We start from the raw sequence: 17523 nt of genomic DNA on the forward strand, positions 1-17523 counted from the left end.
TCCCTCGTAGGAGCGGGTTTACCCGCGAAGAGGCCGGGCCTGCAACACACTAATCCAGCAGATCCAGTTGCAGATGCTCAGCCACCATGTCGGCACTGGCCTGCTTGAGCTTGGGAACCCGCCCCAGGCAAGGCGCCGGCAGGCGCTCTGCAAGGCTGGCCAGGTTCTCTTCCAGGCGCGAGGTGCGCGGCTCGATGATGTTTGCCACCCAACCCGCCAACTGCAGCCCATCGCGCTCGATCGCCTCGGCGCTAAGCAAGGCATGGCTGATGCAACCCAACCGCACGCCTACCACCAGTATCACCGGCAACTGCAAGGCAACGGCAAGGTCGGACAGGTTATCCAGACCCGACAGCGGTACGCGCCAGCCACCGGCTCCCTCTATCAGGGTGAAGTCGGCATTTTGTTGCAGCACATTGCGCATCGCCGCGAGCAGGTCTGGCACTGCCAGCGTCACCCCTGCCTCGCGCGCCGCGACATGCGGGGCAATAGCAGGCTCGAAGGCAAACGGATTGACCTGCTCATAGGGCAGCTTGACCGTGCTTTCGTCGATCAGCGCCAGGGCATCGCTATTGCGCAAGCCTTTCGGCGTCATCGTGCAGCCTGAGGCAACCGGCTTGGCACCCAGCGTGCTCATGCCCTGCAAACGCGCCGCATGCAACAGGCCGGCGGCGATGGTGGTCTTGCCAACATCGGTGTCGGTACCCGCAATGAAAAAGGCCTGGCTCATCGTGCTCCCCTTACGCCTGTGGCTTGCGCAACACACCATAGACCACTTGATAGGTGGCTGGCAGCCCCGCGGGCTGGCGAAATGCCTCATAGGCCTGCAACAGGCCCTGCATTCGCGCCCTGCCGGTGAGACCGGAAGGTCGCCCAGGGTTCAGATTGTGCGCCCCCAACGCCTTCAGTTCGTGGGTCAGGCTGCGCACATCCGGGTAGTGAAGCACATGCGGGCACCGCTCCAGCTCAAGCTGTTCAAAACCGCTGGCTGCACACAGGCGCTGGTAGTCTTCGAAACGGCGGAAGCGGTTTACATGCACCAGGCCATCCACCGCCTGCCAGCTGGCGCGCAGTTCGTCGAGGGTGCCCACGCACAGGCTGCTGAAGGCCAGTACACCGCCTGGGCGCAGCACCCGCTGCGCCTCGGCCAGCACACTGGCGAACTGATCGCACCACTGCACCGCCAGACTGGAAAACACCAGATCGACGCTGCCATCGCGCAGCGGCAAACGCTCGGCGTCGCCAACCACGTGATACTGCGCCCCACCCTTTACATGACGGGCGTGAAGCAACATGCCTTCGGCAATATCCACCGCCAGGCCACAGGCCTGGGTGAAACGCTCAGCCAGCATGCGGCTGAAATGGCCGGTGCCACTGCCCAGGTCCAGCCAGTGTGACGGCTGCAGGCCTACCGGCAACTGCTCCATCAGGCTCAGACCAACAGCGCGCTGAAGGGCCGCCACGCTGTCATAGCTGGCTGCGGCGCGGGAGAACGAGGCCGCCACCTGGCGCTTGTCGGGCAATGCGCCGGGCAGGGTCGGACGGGAAAGGTCAGTCATCGCCACTCTCATGCAGGAAACTCTTGATGCCCGTCGCCAGTTCCTGCGGGTACTCCAGCAGGAACGCGTGGGAACTGTCTTCGACCAAGCCCACTTCCACATCGGGCAACAGCTCGCTTAACGCCTTTGCCGCCTCTGCCGGCACTAGCGCATCGCTGCCAGCAAACAGGTGCAGCTGCGGGCCTCCATAGGCTTGCAAGGCTACGCGGGTGTCCAGTTTGGCCAGCACTTCAAGGCCAGTGGCCAGGTACAACGGGTCGGTATCCGGCACGCCGACACCCAGTTGGCGCAACAGGGTGCGCGGCTGCAGGGCGCCGTCGCTGCACAAGGTACGGAAGCGCTTGAGGGTGACCTGGGTATGGCTGCGGCAGCCGTCGAGGAAGGTGCCGAAGGTGTCTTCGGCCATGCCGTGGGGCCAGTCTGGCCGGGCCAGGAAGCTGGGGTTGCTGGCCAAGGTCAGCAGCCCGCAGCAGTGGTCGCCACGCTTGTGCGCCAGCGCGCTGGCCAACATGCCACCCAGTGACCAGCCACCCAGCCAGACATTGTTGGGCAGCTTGCGGTCCAGATGGTCGATCCAGGCCTGCACATCGCTGTGAGCCAGTTCTGGCAGGGGCATCAGCTCTACCTGCAGGCGGGCGTCCTGGGCCCGCAGGCTAGCGGCCAGCGGCTCCAGCGCAGCAGTTCCCAAGCCCCAGCCAGGCAACAGAACAAGTCGATTACGCATCGGCGTTCTCCAACTGTGGATAACACTCGGCCAATGCATTCAACAATAGCTGCACCTGCGCCTCGCTGTGCGCGGCACTCAGGGTCACCCGCAGGCGTGCGCTGCCAGCCGGCACGGTGGGTGGGCGGATGGCCGTCACCAGCAAGCCGCGCTCACGCAGCAGGCGTGACAGGCGCAACGCCTGCGCACTGTCGCCGATCACGATGGGCTGGATTGGCGTCGGGCTGTCCATCAACTGAAGCCCCATCTGCTGCGCGCCTTCCCGGAACTGACGAATCAAGGCTGCCAGATGCTCACGACGCCAGGTTTCACGGCGCAGCAGCTCCAGGCTCTTGAGTGTGGCGCAGGCCAGCGCCGGTGGCTGGCTGGTGGTGTAGATGTAGGGGCGGGCGAACTGCACCAGCGCCTCGATCAGCGCTTCGCTGCCAGCCACAAAGGCGCCGGCAGTGCCGCAAGCCTTGCCCAGCGTGCCGATCAGCACCGGTACGTCATCCACACCCAGGCCAAAGTGCTCGACGATACCGCCGCCCTGTGCGCCCAAGGTACCCAGGCCATGGGCGTCATCAACCATCAACCATGCGCCGCGGGCACGCGCGACATCGGCCAGCGCCGGCAGGTCGGCCAGGTCACCGTCCATGCTGAATACGCCATCGGTCACCACCAAGGTATTGCCGACTGCCTTGTCCAGGCGGCTGGCCAGGCTGGCCGGGTCGTTGTGCAGGTATCGGTTGAAGCGGGCACCACTGAGCAGCCCGCCATCCAGCAACGAAGCATGGTTCAGGCGGTCTTGCAGCACCGTGTCGCCCTGCCCCACCAGCGCGGTGATGGCGCCCAGATTGGCCATATAGCCGGTAGAGAACAACAGGGCGCGCGGGCGGCCGGTGAGTTCAGCCAGTGCCTCTTCAACCTGATGGTGTGGGGTGCTGTGGCCAACCACCAGGTGCGAGGCACCACCCCCCACCCCCCAGCGCTCGGCGCCGGCCTGCCAGGCGGCGATCACCTCGGGGTGGTTGGCCAGGCCCAGGTAGTCATTGCTGCAGAAGGCCAGCAACCGTTGGCCGTCGACCACCACTTCCGGCCCCTGCGGGCTTTCCAGCAATGGCCGCTGCCGATACAGGTCTGCGGCGCGCCGTTCGGCCAGGCGCGCAGCCAGATCGAAAGCCATGTCAGGCTGTCGCGGCGTCGTAGAACATCTCGCTGCTGCGCTGCTCGACCAGCGCTTGCTCGATGGCTGCCTGGTGCACTTCGTCGGCGTGTTCTTCACGCGCTTCGGGCTTGATACCCAAGCGTGCGAACAGCTGCATGTCCTTGTCGGCCTGGGGGTTGGCGGTGGTCAGCAGTTTTTCGCCGTAGAAGATCGAGTTGGCGCCCGCCATGAAGGCCAAGGCCTGCATCTGCTCGTTCATCTGCTCGCGGCCGGCGGACAGGCGCACGTGAGACTTGGGCATGAGGATACGGGCCACGGCCAGCATACGGATAAAGTCGAACGGGTCGACGTCCTCTTCCTCAGCCAGAGGCGTGCCGGCCACCTTGACCAGCATGTTGATCGGCACCGACTCCGGGTGCTCCGGCAGGTTGGCCAACTGGATCAGCAGGCCGGCGCGGTCGTCCAGCGACTCACCCATGCCCAGAATGCCACCAGAGCAGATTTTCATCCCGGCATCGCGCACGTAGGCCAGGGTCTGCAGACGCTCGCTGTAGGTACGCGTAGTGATGATGCTGCCGTAGAACTCCGGCGAGGTGTCGAGGTTGTGGTTGTAGTAGTCCAGGCCAGCCTGGGCCAGGGCCTTGGTCTGCTCCTGGTCGAGCTTGCCGAGGGTCATGCAGGTTTCCAGGCCCATGGCCTTGACGCCTTTGACCATCTCCAGCACGTAGGGCATGTCTTTGGCCGACGGGTGCTTCCACGCCGCCCCCATGCAGAAACGGGTAGAACCGATGGCTTTGGCGCGGGCAGCTTCTTCCAGCACCTTCTGCACTTCCATCAGCTTCTGTTTTTCCAGCCCGGTGTTGTAGTGGCCGGACTGCGGACAATATTTGCAATCTTCCGGGCAGGCACCGGTCTTGATCGACAGCAAGGTCGAAACCTGCACGCGGTTGGGGTCGAAGTGCGCGCGGTGCACGGTCTGCGCCTGGAACAGCAAGTCATTGAACGGTTGCTGGAACAGCGCCTTGACCTCGGCCAGGGACCAGTCGTGACGTGTTGTTGCAGTTGTGCTGGCGCTCATCGGCGTTTCCTTGTTTAGGCTGTAGCTGGCGCCGGGACAGGAAAGCCCGCCAGCGCATCACGGATAGCTCGCATAGTCATGGAAGGCCTATGAACTGTCAACTGTACTGGAAGCGACTGGTTTACAAGTGCTCACTTATTAACCAGAAGTGCTTGTTATGCGATGAGCCTGCCGAGCAGCATTACCCGTTGTGCATCACCTGCGAACAGGCACTGCCCTGGCTGGGTGATCAGTGCCGGCATTGCGCCCTGCCCTTGCCCATGGCCGGCCTGACCTGCGCACTGTGCAGCCGCCGCTTGCCGGCCTTCGATCAGGTCATTGCCCTGTGGCAGTTCGGCTTTCCGGTGGACACGTTGATCAGCCGCTTCAAGCACAATCGCCAATGGCCTTTGGGGCGCCTGATGGCTGAGCTACTCGGGCAGGGGCTGCTGTATCGCTATGCCGAAGGGTTGCCTCGCCCTGACCTGCTGTTGCCTGTGCCTTTGGCCAGGCGTCGACTGCGCGAGCGGGGGTTCAACCAGGCGGGGATGCTTGGGCGGTGGTTGTCGTCGCACGTCGGGGTAACATGCAACGAGCGATTGCTGGCCCGCACCCGCGAGACACCGGCACAGCAGCATCTGGGCGCCAAGGCACGACGGCGCAATTTGCGCCAGGCGTTCGCGGTAACGGGGGAGCTGGAAGGCAAGCATGTCGCCATCGTCGATGATGTGTTGACCACCGGTGCCACTGCGCAGGCTATTGCCATGGCACTGCGCAAGGCCGGTGCACGGCGGGTGGATGTGTATTGCCTGGCACGTACGCCCAAACCGGGGTATGTATGACCAGGCGCGACCTGCCCATTTGTAAAGCACCCTTGTATACGGAATACCCATGTCCCTACCCCCCCTTCTCACCCAGCACATCGCCCGCCGCCCACAGCGCATCGCGCTGCTGCAGCACATTGCCGAACAAGGCTCGATCACCCGCGCAGCCAAGGCAGCGGGTATCAGCTACAAGGCGGCCTGGGATGCCATCGACGAGCTCAACAATCTGGCCAGCCAGCCTTTGGTCAAGCGCAGCACCGGTGGCCGTGGCGGCGGCGGTGCGCACTTGTCGCCGGAAGGCGAGCGGGTGCTGCGCCTGTACCAACGGCTGCAGGCCCTGCAGGCACAAATCCTTGAAGCCGCCGAAGAATCCAGCGACCTCGACCTGCTCGGGCGCCTGATGCTGCGCACCAGTGCGCGCAACCAGTTGCAGGGCCAGGTCAGCGGCCTGCGCCCAGAAGGCCGGTATGACCGCGTCAGCCTGGCATTGAGCGGCGGGCTGGAGATCGATGCGCTGATCACCCACGACAGCACGGCGCGCCTGGAGCTGAAAGCGGGAACGATGGTGGTGGCGCTGCTAAAGGCCGGGTGGGTGCAGTTGCTGGCGGAAGAGGAAGAAGCCGAGGAGGGCAGCAACTGTTTGAGCGCGACGGTGGAAGAAGTGCTGGCCGAGGATGACGGCCCCAGCGAGGTCAGGCTGGCGCTGGGGAATGGCCAGACGTTGTGTGCCATTGCAGAGGCGCAGTGGTTGGCTGGGCAGCAGGTGGCGGCCGGCAGCTCGGTGCGGGTGCAGTTCCATCCGTCCTATGTGCTGATCGGGATACCGGCATAGCCTGGCCACGCGGCGAGCGGATTGCGGGCCTGCCTGTGAAGAAGCCGGCACAGGCATAACGCGCTACCATGGCCCCACGCCGCTTACCCTCCGGAGCCACCATGTCCCACCCCTTCGACACCCTCACCCCCGACCTGGTCCTGGACGCAGTGGAAAGCCTGGGCTTTCTCAGCGATGCGCGGGTGCTGGCGCTGAACAGCTACGAGAACCGCGTGTACCAGGTGGGCATCGAAGACGCGCAGCCGTTGATTGCCAAGTTCTACCGCCCAGGCCGCTGGAGCGATGCGGCCATCCTCGAAGAACACGCCTTCACAGCCGAACTCGCCGACTGCGAGGTCCCGGTGGTTGCGCCCATGCAGCACGATGACCGCACCTTGTTCGAACACAAGGGCTTCCGCTTCACGCTGTTCCCACGTCGCGGCGGCCACGCCCCCGAACCTGGCAACCTCGACCAGTTGTATCGCCTGGGCCAGTTACTTGGCCGCCTGCATGCCGTGGGCGCCAGCAAGCCGTTCAAGCACCGTGAGGCACTGGCTGTGGACAACTTTGGCCACGCCTCGCTGAACACCTTGCTGGAAGGTAATTTTGTCCCGCGTGAACTGCTGCCGGCGTTCGAGTCCGTGGCCCGCGATCTGCTCAAGCGGGTGGAGGACATCTACGCTCGCACACCACACCAGCTCATCCGCCTGCACGGCGACCTGCACCCGGGCAACCTGATGCACCGTGACGAGGTGTACCACGTGGTCGACCTCGACGATTGCCGCATGGGCCCAGCGGTGCAAGACCTGTGGATGATGCTGGCCGGCAACCGCGAGGAGCGCCTGGGGCAACTGGCCGAGCTGATCGACGGCTATAACGAGTTCCACGACTTCGACCCGCGCGAGCTGGCCCTGATCGAGCCCCTGCGCGCCCTGCGCCAGCTGCACTATAGCGCCTGGCTGGCAAGGCGCTGGGACGACCCGGCGTTCCCGCCCAGCTTCCCTTGGTTCGGCCAGCCACGCTACTGGGGCGACCAGATTCTCGCCTTGCGCGAACAGATGGCTGCGCTGGATGAAACACCGCTGAAATTGTTCTAGAAGCACGCCCACCTCTGTCTACAATAGGCGTCGCTTTATTTAGCAACCTAAGCAAGGATTCTGCATGCACGCCGCAAACCCGCGTCGCGGGTACATACTGGGCTTGAGCGCCTACATCATCTGGGGCCTTTTCCCCCTCTACTTCAAGGCAATCCAGAGCGTCCCGGCGGTGGAGATCATTGTCCACCGGGTGCTCTGGTCAGCACTGTTCGGCTCGCTGCTGCTCCTGGTGTGGAAACACCCCGGCTGGTGGCGTGAACTGCGCAACAACCCGCGCCGGCTGGGCATCCTGGCACTGAGCGGGGCACTGATCGCCGGTAACTGGCTGACCTACGTGTGGTCGGTGAACAACGGCCGTATGCTCGAGGCCAGCCTGGGCTATTACATAAACCCGCTGATCAACGTCCTGCTGGGCATGCTGATTCTTGGTGAACGCCTGCGCCGCCTGCAATGGCTGGCGGTGGGTATGGCCGCCGTGGGTGTCGCGCAGCAGGTGTGGCAAGTGGGCAGCCTGCCGTGGGTATCACTGGTGCTGGCGTTGAGCTTCGGCTTCTATGGGCTGATCCGTAAGCAGGCGCCGGTAGCTGCACTGCCGGGCCTGGTGGTGGAGACCTGGATGCTGGTACCGCTGGCCCTTGGCTGGCTGCTGCTGCACCCGTCAGCGATGAGTGCCCAGGGCGCGTTCTATACCAGCAGCGAGGCGCTGTGGCTGATGGCCGCGGGGCCGGTAACGCTGGTGCCGCTGGTATGCTTCAACGCCGCCGCACGGCACCTGCCGTACACCACGCTGGGCTTCCTGCAGTACCTGGCACCGACCTTGGTGCTGTTGCAGGCCGTACTGCTGTTCGATGAGCATTTGTCGTCGAGCACCTTGGTGGCCTTCATGTTCATCTGGGCAGGTTTGGCGATTTACAGCGTGGATGCATGGCTGAGCTTGCGCAAACGCAACTGATCGAAAAACGATCAAAACTCTGCAGGCCATGTAGCTATTGGCCTGCAGAGACATCTCCATAGGTTATCCACACCCTCGTCCCCGTGCTTTGTGCACAAGCTGCTGATAATTGGGTGTTTTTTGAGCAAAGCTCTGCAAGGCACGTGATACCTGGGCTGGAGAGGTACACCCCCAGGTTATCCACAGGGCCTTCCCCGTGATATCGGGATAACGCGACTGGGTCGCAAAGCGGCCCCGGCAATCGCTGATCAATCCTCTGCCCGCAGCTTCAACTCCACCATCAAGTCATCCGCCAGGCTCTCCAGCCGCTGCTGCAGTTCTTCCAGCGGCAAGGTCAACGGCAGCGCCAGCAATGCGTCGGCGTGGAACAACGGCTCACTGCTCATCGGTGCCGGCCGCACTTCTGTGGAAAACCGCTCGACGTTTACCTGCAACTCGGCCAGCAAGCGGGTAATGTCCCGCACGATCCCCGGCCGGTCGTTACCCACCAGTTCCATGGCAATCGGCTTCCAGGTGCACGACGGCTCGATCCCGCTCTCGGCAATCAGCACGCGAATGTCATACCTGGCCAGCCCCTGCAGCGAGGCCACAAGCTCGGCGTAATTCTCTGCCGGCACCGCCACCCGCAGAATGCCAGCAAACTGCCCGGCCATCCGCGACATGCGGCTTTCCAGCCAGTTACCACTGTGGTCGGCGATGCACTGGGCAATTCGTTCGACCTGGCCGGCCTTGTCAGGGGCAATTACAGTCAGTACAAGATGATCCACAAGCCCTTCCTCGTGTCGGACCGCGCCGGGCGGCAGAAAATCAGGGGATCGAGTCAGTATAGGCAAGGCGCGGCAACCTGCCGCAGGGCAATCCGCACAGATAATCGTGTACTGTTTCAAGATTTATCTGGAACAATCCACCTGTTTTTTGCGAACATACCCACTCCCAGCGTGACCATACGCGACCAACGGGTCGCATAACGGCGCTTTTAGTCTGATTTTGCCCCGCCTACTGCTTCATGTAGTATCCCGTGGCGCGGACTACAAAACGTCGTTTGGATGTCTGCCAAGGCGCCTGTGAAAATACGCACACTGCCTGCCAGCCTGTCTGGCAGGCCGCACCCAGCCGCCCCCGAGCAAACCCGTGGGCATGCACTGGTGCCGTGTTTAGAGAAGCGCTACAGGCTTAATACAGAAGAGCGAAATAGCTGAGCAGAGTGAGGCAAGCAATGACTGGATACGTTCAAGTCGGTGGCCTTCAGGTCGCCAAGGTCCTGTACGACTTCGTGAACAACGAAGCCATCCCCGGGACCGGCATCGTCGCCGAGCAGTTCTGGGCGGGTGCAGAGAAGATCATCAATGACCTCGCTCCAAAGAACAAAGCCCTGCTCGCCAAGCGCGACGAGCTGCAAGCCAAGATCGACGCCTGGCACCAGGCACGCAAAGGCCAGGCCCACGACGCCGCAGCCTACAAAGCATTCCTCCAGGAAATCGGCTACCTGCTGCCACAAGCCGACGATTTCCAGGCCACCACCCAGAACGTGGACGAAGAAATCGCCCACATGGCCGGCCCGCAACTGGTCGTGCCGGTGATGAACGCCCGCTTCGCCCTGAACGCCGCCAACGCTCGCTGGGGTTCGCTGTACGACGCCCTGTACGGCACCGATGCCATCAGCGATGAAGGCGGCGCTGAAAAAGGCCAGGGTTACAACAAGGTGCGCGGCGACAAGGTCATCGCCTTCGCCCGCGCCTTCCTCGACGAAGCCGCGCCACTGGCAGCCGGCTCGCACGTTGACTCCACGGGCTACCGTATCGAAGGCGGCAAGCTGGTTGTTACCCTGAAAGGCGGCAGCAACACTGGCCTGCGCGACGATGCGCAACTGATCGGCTTCCACGGCGACGCCGCAGCACCCACTGCCGTACTGCTCAAGCACAACGGCCTGCACTTCGAAATCCAGGTCGATGCCAGCACCCCGGTCGGCAGTACCGACGCCGCTGGCGTCAAAGACATCCTGATGGAGTCGGCACTGACCACCATCATGGACTGCGAAGACTCGGTTGCAGCCGTAGACGCTGACGACAAGGTCATCGTCTACCGCAACTGGCTGGGCCTGATGAAAGGCGACCTGGCCGAAAGCGTGAGCAAGGGCGGCAAAACCTTCACCCGCACCATGAACCCGGACCGTGAGTACGCGGCGCCTAACGGCGGCAGCGTGACCCTGCACGGTCGTTCGTTGCTGTTCGTGCGCAACGTTGGCCACCTGATGACCAACCCGGCGATCCTCGATGCCCAAGGCAACGAAATCCCCGAAGGTATCCAGGACGGGCTGTTCACCAACCTGATCGCCCTGCACAACCTCAACGGCAACACCAGCCGCAAGAATACCCGCAGCGGCAGCGTGTACATCGTCAAGCCGAAGATGCACGGTCCTGAGGAAGTGGCCTTCGCCGCCGAGATCTTCAGCCAGGTCGAAGACCTGCTGGGCATGCCGCGCAACACCGTCAAGGTCGGCATCATGGACGAGGAACGCCGTACCACGGTCAACCTCAAGTCCTGCATCAAGGCAGCCGCCGAACGCGTGGCGTTCATCAACACCGGTTTCCTTGACCGCACTGGCGATGAAATCCACACCTCGATGGAAGCCGGCGCCGTGGTGCGCAAAGGTGCCATGAAGAACGAGAAGTGGATCGGCGCCTACGAAAACAACAACGTCGACGTTGGCCTGGCCACCGGCCTGCAAGGCCGGGCGCAGATCGGCAAAGGCATGTGGGCCATGCCAGACCTGATGGCAGCCATGCTCGAACAGAAGATCGCCCACCCGCTGGCCGGTGCCAACACCGCCTGGGTACCGTCGCCGACTGCCGCCACCCTGCACGCCCTGCACTACCACAAGGTGGACGTACAGGCGCGCCAGCGTGAACTGGCTTCACGTACCCCGGCGTCGGTGGACGACATTCTGGCCATTCCGCTGGCTGCGGACACCAACTGGTCGGCCGAAGAGATCCGCAACGAGCTGGACAACAACGCCCAGGGCATCCTCGGCTACGTGGTGCGCTGGATCGACCAGGGCGTGGGTTGCTCGAAGGTACCGGACATCAACAACGTCGGCCTGATGGAAGACCGTGCCACCCTGCGCATCTCCGCCCAGCTGCTGGCCAACTGGCTGCGCCACGGCGTGGTCAGCCAGGAGCAGGTGCTGGAAAGCCTCAAGCGCATGGCCGTGGTGGTCGATCAGCAGAACGCTGGCGACGCCCTGTACCGTCCGATGTCGCCGAACTTCGACGACAACGTGGCATTCCAGGCGGCTGTGGAGCTGGTGGTGGAAGGCGGCAAGCAACCGAACGGTTATACCGAGCCGGTACTGCACCGCCGTCGCCGCGAGTTCAAGGCGCGTAACGGGTTGTAAGTTACATCTTCGCCAGGGGGCCGTTTTGCGGCCCCCACTGCGCATCAATCCATTTTCAATTCTCTCTTCACCAGCTCCAACAGCTTGCCCAAATCCACCGGCTTGAGCAGGAAATCCACCACGCCCAGGTGCATCACATCCACTGCTTCTTCCACATCGGTGTCGCCCGACACCACAATGATCGACAACGCCGCCCGCTCCGACGCGCGAATTGTCCTGATCAAGTCCAGCCCACTTTCAGGCTGCATGCGCAAATCGGTAATCATCAACCCGATACGCTTCTGGTAGTGCAGGTACAACCTGGCTTCCTCGGCCCCATCCGCCCCCACCGCATCGATGCCCCGGCTTTTCAGGTACAGGATCAGCGCCTCCCGGTTAACCGCGTTGTCATCCACCACAAGCACCAACGGTCTGGCTGCCACAGGCGCACTCTGGTTTATCACGGCCAAGGCCTCGCGCTCGGCGTCGCTCAGGATGTCGGTGTGCTCGGGCATGCTTGTCTCGTCAAAATAATTCCGCTTCAGCATTAGGACCGCATTGCTTGCGTAACCCGTTTCTCCTTTTGTCGGGTCTCTGACAGGGGCGCTCATAGACTTACGTCCAATGGGCACCACCTCGCCGCAAGCCGACCATGGAGGCAGAGAACAACATGGCCGGTACCTATATATAGATATATATAGTTCGGCATAGCGATACGGTCAGTTTCATGAGCAAAAAGGACGCCTACAGCCAAGCGGGCAAGACGGCAGTACTGCAAAACATCCAGGGCACATTGCAGTTCCTGCAGCGCTTTCCGCCGTTCAACCAGATGGAGCACAGCCACCTGGCCTTCTTGGTCGAGCAGTGCCAGCTGCGTTTCTACGCCTGTGGTGAAAGCATCGTCAAACCTGCCGACGGGCCGGTCGAGCACTTCTACATCGTCAAACAGGGCCGCGTGGTTGGCGAGCGCCAGCATCTGGCCAAACCGGGTGTCGAGACCACGTTCGAGATCACCAGCGGCGAGTGCTTCCCGCTGGCAGCCCTGCTGGGTGAGCGGGCAACCCGCACCGAGCACCTGGCCGGTGAAGACACCTTCTGCCTGCAACTGAACAAGGCCGCATTCATCCGCGTGTTCTCGATGTCTGAAGTGTTTCGGGATTTTGCCCTGCGCGGTGTCAGCAGCCTGCTTGATCAGGTCAATCAGCAAGTACGCCAGCGCGCTGTGGAAACCCTCGGCACCCAATACTCGCTGAACACCCCCCTGGGGGAACTGGCCATGCGCCATCCGGTGGTGTGCAGCGCCGATACGCCCCTGCGCGAAGCCGTGCGGCTGATGCACGAGCAACAGGTGGGCAGCATCGTGGTGGTCGACCCGCAGCGCTACCCCATCGGTATCTTCACCTTGCGCGATCTGCGCCAGGTGGTGGCGACAATAGATACTGACCTGGGCGCCGCCATCGACCAGCACATGACAGCCAAACCGTTCTACCTCCCACCCCAGGCCAGCGCCTTCGATGCCGCCATGGCCATGACCGAGCGGCATATTGCCCATGTATGCCTGGTGGAAAACCGGCGCCTGTGTGGGGTGGTTTCCGAGCGCGACCTGTTTTCCTTGCAACGGGTCGATCTGGTTCACCTGGCGCGCACCATACGCCATGCGCCACGCCTGGATACGCTGGTTTCACTGCGCGGAGAAATCAGCCAGCTTGTGGAACGCATGCTGGCCCATGGCGCATCGTCGACGCAGATCACCCAGATCATTACCTTGCTCAACGACCATACCGTGTGCCGGGTCATCGAACTGGCCTTGGCCGAACGTGGCGACCCGGGCGTGCCGTTCAGCTGGCTGTGCTTTGGCAGCGAGGGGCGACGCGAGCAGACCCTGCACACCGACCAGGACAACGGCATCCTCTTCGAAGCGGTCGACAGCGCCGAGGCCGACGCCATCCGCGCTCGCCTGCTGCCGCTGGCGCAATACATCAACCAGTGCCTGGCCCAGTGCGGTTTCACCCTGTGCATGGGTAACGTCATGGCCGGCAACCCCGAACTGTGCCTGTCGCGCAGCGAGTGGGCGCGACGCTTTGCCGGGTTTGTTCGCGAAGCCAGCCCGGAGAACCTGCTGGGTTCGAGCATCTACTTCGACCTGCGTGTGGTGTGGGGCGACGAGCAAGGCTGCGAGCAACTGCGCCAGGGCCTGCTGGCACAGGTAGCCGACAACCGCATCTTCCAGCGCATGATGGCTGACAACGCCCTGCGCCAACGCCCGCCGGTGGGCCGGTTGCGCGAGTTCGTGCTGACCCGCCAGGGCAACGACAAGGCGGCGACCCTCGACCTCAAGGTCCAAGGCCTGACGCCCTTCGTCGACGGTGCCCGTTTGCTGGCCCTGGCCAATGGCATAGCTGCCTGCAATACCCTGGAGCGCCTGCGCCAACTAGTGGCCAAGGGCGTGATCGAGCCGTTGGACGGCGCCGCCTATGAAGAGGCCTACCACTTCATCCAGCAAACCCGCATGCAGCAGCACCAGCGCCAGATACGCGACAACCTGCCTTACTCCAACCGGCTCGACCCGGACAGCCTCAACCACCTGGACCGGCGCATCCTGCGCGAGTCCCTGCGCCAGGCCCAGCGCCTGCAAAGCAGCCTGGCCTTGCGGTACCAGTTGTGAGCCTGTTCGCCTGGCTGCGCCCCAGCGCGCCCGAGCTGGACCACACCACACGCCAACGCCTGGCCCGGTTGCCCAAGCCCGTGCCGCTAGGGGTATGCACCCTGCGCGAGCAGCGCTGGGTGGTGCTGGACCTGGAAACCAGCGGGCTCAACCCCAACCGGGACCAGGTACTGTCGATCGGGGCAGTGGCGATCGAAGACGGTGCCATCGACTTTGCCCAGCAGTTCGAACGCACGCTGCACCGGCCTTTGCAGAAGACCAACGCCAGCGTACTGATCCACGGCCTGGGCCCCAGCGCCCTGGCTGCCGGTTGCGACCCGGCCGAGGCCCTGCTGGATTTGCTCGATTTCATTGGTGACAGCCCGGTGCTGGCGTTTCACGCGCCATTCGACCAGCGCATGCTGGCCCGTGCGCTAAAGGAGAGCCTTGGGCATCGCTTGCAGTCACGGTTCCTCGACGTTGCCGAACTGGCACCGATGCTCAACCCTGACACGGTGCTTCGCGAGGCCGGGCTGGATGACTGGGTGGCGCGGTTTGGCTTGCAGGTAGAAGAGCGCCATCATGCCAGTGCTGATGCCCTGGTGACCGCAGAGCTGGCGTTGATCCTGTTCAGCCAGGCCCGGCGCCAGCAGCTGGACAGCCCGCTGCAGTTGGAGCAGCGGTTGCGCGGGTGGCGACGGCGCAAGATGCAGAGTCATGGTTTGTAGGGATAGGCACTGAAAATTCCAAGGCATACCCTTCAGCCTTTTCCATGATGGCAATCCGATAAGCGTCCATTGCACCCACCCCCTCCCCTCTGCAACAATCGCGAATAATTATCGTTAGTTAATGCATTCGTTCCGGGGGGACGCTGCTTGTCTTCTGCACAAAGCCCACACGCCGATCTGGTCGGTGCGCTGTACCGCGACCACCGCGGCTGGCTGCTCGCCTGGCTGCAACGCAGCATGGCCTGCCGCCAACGTGCTGAAGACCTGAGCCAGGACACCTTCGTGCGCCTGCTCGGTCGTGAGCAACTGGACACACCCCGCGAACCCCGCGCGTTTCTGGCCGCCGTGGCCAAGGGGCTGATGTTCGACCACTTCCGCCGCGCCGCACTGGAACAGGTCTACCTGGCCGAGCTGGCACTGATCCCTGAAGCCGAACAGCCCTCGCCAGAAATGCAGCACCTGATCCTTGAAGACCTCAAAGCCATCGACCGCCTGCTCGGCAAGCTGTCGAGCAAGGCTCGCACTGCGTTTCTGCACAGCCGTCTGGACGGCATGGGCCATGCCGAGATTGCCGAGCGCCTTGGCGTTTCGGTATCACGGGTGCGCCAGTACATCGCCCAAGGCATGCGCCAGTGCTACGTAGCCCTGTACGGGGAGCCGACGTGAGCAACGTCCCGGTTTCGTCCCGGGTTCTGGAAGCCGCGATTGCCTGGAAACTCAGCCTCGGCGACAGCAGCGGCACGCCTGATGAACGCAATGAATTCATGCGCTGGCATGCTGCCAGCGAAGAACACGCACGTGCCTGGCGCCAGCTCGGCGCCATGGACCAGCGCGTTAGCGCGGCGGCTGGCCCGGCACGCCAGGCGTTGCTGCAATCGCGCGTCAGCCTGCGACGACGCATTGGCAAGGTTGGCGGCGGGCTGGCCGGCACGTTTCTGCTCGGCGCGCTGCTGGCATGGGTCGGTGCGCCGTCGCTGGCACCCAGCTACTGGCTGGCCGACCAGCGCACCGCCACGGGTGAATTGCGTACCTTGCGCCTGGAAGACGGCACACTGCTGAGCCTGAACACCCACACCGCCGTGGACATCGACTATGCCGGCGCACAACGGGTGATCGTGCTGCATCAGGGCGAGATCTCGGTCGAAACCGGCCACCAGGACCCACGCCCGCTGCTGGTCCGCACTGAAGACGGTCGCTTGCGGCCACTGGGCACGCGCTTCCTGGTGCGCCGCGAAGCCGGCGGTACGCGCCTGGAAGTGCTGCAAGCCTCGGTCGCCGCCATGCCGCATGACAGCGGCGACGAACAGGTGCTGCGCGAAGGCCAGCAAGTGTTGATGAACGCCAACGGCCTCGGCCAGGTTGGCACGGTGCCCGCCGGTGCCGATGCCTGGACCCGCGGCATGCTGGTGGTCGACAACGTACGCCTGGGCGACCTGCTCGCCACATTGGGCCAGTATCGCAGCGGCTACCTCGGGGTGGATGCCAAGGTCGCCGACCTGCGCGTGACCGGCAGCTTCCCGCTGACCAACACCGACCTGGCGCTGGCCTCGCTGGTGCCGGCGTTGCCGGTGAAGATCGAGCGGCATACGCAGTGGTGGGTGAAGGTCACTTCCAAATAGGCCGGGTCTGCTGGCCAATCTCCACCTGCCGTTCACCGTTACCGCCGCCATCGTATTCGCGGGTAAACCCGCTCCTACCACGGTGGTGGGCACACATCGGGGTCGTCGTAGGAGCGGGTTCACCCGCGAAGAGGCCGGGCCTGCTGGCCAATTTCCACTAGCCGTTCACCGTTGCAGCCGCCACCGTATTCGCGGGTAAACCCGCTCCTACCACGGTGGTGGACACACATCGGGATCGTCGTAGGAGCGGGTTCACCCGCGAAGAGGCCGGGCCTGCTGGCCAATTTCCACTAGCCGTTCACCGTTGCAGCCGCCACCGTATTCGCGGGTAAACCCGCTCCTACCACGGTGGTGGGCACACATCGGGGTCGTCGTAGGAGCGGGTTCACCCGCGAAGAGGCCGGGCCTGCTGGCCAATTTCCACTAGCCGTTCACCGTTGCAGCCGCCACCGTATTCGCGGGTAAACCCGCTCCTACCACGGTGGTGGACACACATCGGGGTCGTCGTAGGAGCGGGTTCACCCGCGAAGAGGCCGGGCCTGCTGGCCAATTTCCACTAGCCGTTCACCGTTGCAGCCGCCACCGTATTCGCGGGTAAACCCGCTCCTACCACGGTGGTGGGCACACATCGGGGTCGTCGTAGGAGCGGGTTCACCCGCGAAGAGGCCGGGCCTGCTGGCCAATTTCCACTAGCCGTTCACCGTTGCAGCCGCCACCGTATTCGCGGGTAAACCCGCTCCTACCACGGTGGTGGACACACATCGGGGTCGTCGTAGGAGCGGGTTCACCCGCGAAGAGGCCGGGCCTGCTGGCCAATTTCCACTAGCCGTTCACCGTTGCCGCCGCCATCGTATTCGCGGGTAAACCCGCTCCTACCACGGTGGTGGGCACACATCGGGGTCGTCGTAGGAGCGGGTTCACCCGCGAAGAGGCCGGGCCTGCTGGCCAATTTCCACTAGCCGTTCACCGTTGCAGCCGCCACCGTATT

General features: G+C 63.6%; 16 protein-coding genes. 9 read left to right on the forward strand and 7 right to left on the reverse strand.

Going from position 1 to position 17523, the window contains the following annotated elements:
• Positions 1–49 precede the first annotated feature (49 nt).
• The 5 genes from bioD to bioB are packed head-to-tail and all read right to left on the reverse strand — an operon-like array spanning position 50 to position 4508.
• Positions 50–730: a dethiobiotin synthase gene (gene bioD / locus J3A98_RS22515; RefSeq protein ID WP_176683527.1), complete on the reverse strand. Its 681-nt coding sequence runs from the start codon at positions 728–730 to the stop codon at positions 50–52.
• Between the two features lie 10 nt (positions 731–740).
• Complete coding sequence (gene bioC, locus J3A98_RS22520) at positions 741–1559, reverse strand: malonyl-ACP O-methyltransferase BioC (protein WP_209968562.1); 819 nt, start codon at positions 1557–1559, stop codon at positions 741–743.
• Positions 1552–2283 carry an alpha/beta fold hydrolase gene (locus tag J3A98_RS22525; RefSeq protein ID WP_209968566.1) on the reverse strand — a complete coding sequence of 244 codons (732 nt, stop codon included), beginning with the start codon at positions 2281–2283 and terminating at the stop codon, positions 1552–1554. Before J3A98_RS22525 ends, bioC begins: the two co-directional genes overlap by 8 nt.
• The gene (bioF, locus tag J3A98_RS22530) at positions 2276–3448 is read right to left on the reverse strand and encodes an 8-amino-7-oxononanoate synthase (protein WP_014755112.1); all 1173 of its coding nucleotides are present in this window, start codon (positions 3446–3448) and stop codon (positions 2276–2278) included. The genes J3A98_RS22525 and bioF overlap by 8 nt, the downstream gene beginning before the upstream one ends.
• A gap of 1 nt (position 3449) precedes the next feature.
• On the reverse strand, positions 3450–4508 hold the full coding sequence (gene bioB / locus J3A98_RS22535; protein WP_014589423.1) for a biotin synthase BioB: 1059 nt from the start codon (positions 4506–4508) through the stop codon (positions 3450–3452).
• 89 nt (positions 4509–4597) lie between these two features.
• Here bioB and J3A98_RS22540 point away from each other — a divergent pair, with 89 nt between their 5' ends.
• The 4 genes from J3A98_RS22540 (at position 4598) to rarD (ending at position 8171) form a co-directional block, all read left to right on the forward strand.
• The gene (locus J3A98_RS22540) at positions 4598–5329 is read left to right on the forward strand and encodes a ComF family protein (protein ID WP_209968569.1); all 732 of its coding nucleotides are present in this window, start codon (positions 4598–4600) and stop codon (positions 5327–5329) included.
• A gap of 49 nt (positions 5330–5378) precedes the next feature.
• A complete protein-coding gene (locus tag J3A98_RS22545) occupies positions 5379–6143 on the forward strand; it encodes a TOBE domain-containing protein (RefSeq protein WP_209968572.1) in 765 nt (254 codons plus the stop codon).
• Between the two features lie 101 nt (positions 6144–6244).
• Entirely contained in the window at positions 6245–7219 is a 975-nt protein-coding gene (locus tag J3A98_RS22550; RefSeq protein WP_176683533.1) for a serine/threonine protein kinase, read from the forward strand.
• A gap of 64 nt (positions 7220–7283) precedes the next feature.
• The gene (gene rarD / locus J3A98_RS22555; protein ID WP_209968575.1) at positions 7284–8171 is read left to right on the forward strand and encodes an EamA family transporter RarD; all 888 of its coding nucleotides are present in this window, start codon (positions 7284–7286) and stop codon (positions 8169–8171) included.
• A 248-nt stretch (positions 8172–8419) separates the two neighbouring features.
• Here the strand turns inward: rarD and J3A98_RS22560 are convergent, their stop codons facing one another.
• Complete coding sequence (locus J3A98_RS22560; protein WP_010951709.1) at positions 8420–8938, reverse strand: ACT domain-containing protein; 519 nt, start codon at positions 8936–8938, stop codon at positions 8420–8422.
• Between the two features lie 449 nt (positions 8939–9387).
• Here J3A98_RS22560 and J3A98_RS22565 point away from each other — a divergent pair, with 449 nt between their 5' ends.
• Positions 9388–11565 (forward strand): malate synthase G, encoded by a 2178-nt coding sequence (locus tag J3A98_RS22565; RefSeq protein WP_209968580.1) that lies wholly within the window; start codon positions 9388–9390, stop codon positions 11563–11565.
• A gap of 44 nt (positions 11566–11609) precedes the next feature.
• On the opposite strand, the gene J3A98_RS22570 is transcribed toward J3A98_RS22565, so the two are convergent.
• Positions 11610–12155, reverse strand: a complete 546-nt coding sequence (locus J3A98_RS22570) for a response regulator (protein ID WP_209968583.1) — start codon at positions 12153–12155, stop codon at positions 11610–11612.
• 116 nt (positions 12156–12271) lie between these two features.
• On the opposite strand from J3A98_RS22570, the gene J3A98_RS22575 reads away from it, so the two are divergent.
• The 4 genes from J3A98_RS22575 to J3A98_RS22590 all read left to right on the forward strand — a co-directional run bounded on the left by J3A98_RS22575 (position 12272) and on the right by J3A98_RS22590 (position 16535).
• The gene (locus tag J3A98_RS22575; RefSeq protein ID WP_209968586.1) at positions 12272–14209 is read left to right on the forward strand and encodes a putative nucleotidyltransferase substrate binding domain-containing protein; all 1938 of its coding nucleotides are present in this window, start codon (positions 12272–12274) and stop codon (positions 14207–14209) included.
• Positions 14206–14916 carry a 3'-5' exonuclease gene (locus J3A98_RS22580; protein WP_209968589.1) on the forward strand — a complete coding sequence of 237 codons (711 nt, stop codon included), beginning with the start codon at positions 14206–14208 and terminating at the stop codon, positions 14914–14916. Before J3A98_RS22575 ends, J3A98_RS22580 begins: the two co-directional genes overlap by 4 nt.
• 147 nt (positions 14917–15063) lie before the next feature.
• Positions 15064–15582 (forward strand): RNA polymerase sigma factor, encoded by a 519-nt coding sequence (locus J3A98_RS22585; protein ID WP_209968592.1) that lies wholly within the window; start codon positions 15064–15066, stop codon positions 15580–15582.
• Complete coding sequence (locus tag J3A98_RS22590) at positions 15579–16535, forward strand: FecR family protein (protein ID WP_176683540.1); 957 nt, start codon at positions 15579–15581, stop codon at positions 16533–16535. The genes J3A98_RS22585 and J3A98_RS22590 overlap by 4 nt, the downstream gene beginning before the upstream one ends.
• The last annotated feature ends 988 nt before the right edge of the window (positions 16536–17523 follow it).

Source organism: Pseudomonas sp. BP6 (assembly GCF_017875935.1).
GTDB lineage: Bacteria > Pseudomonadota > Gammaproteobacteria > Pseudomonadales > Pseudomonadaceae > Aquipseudomonas > Aquipseudomonas putida_Y.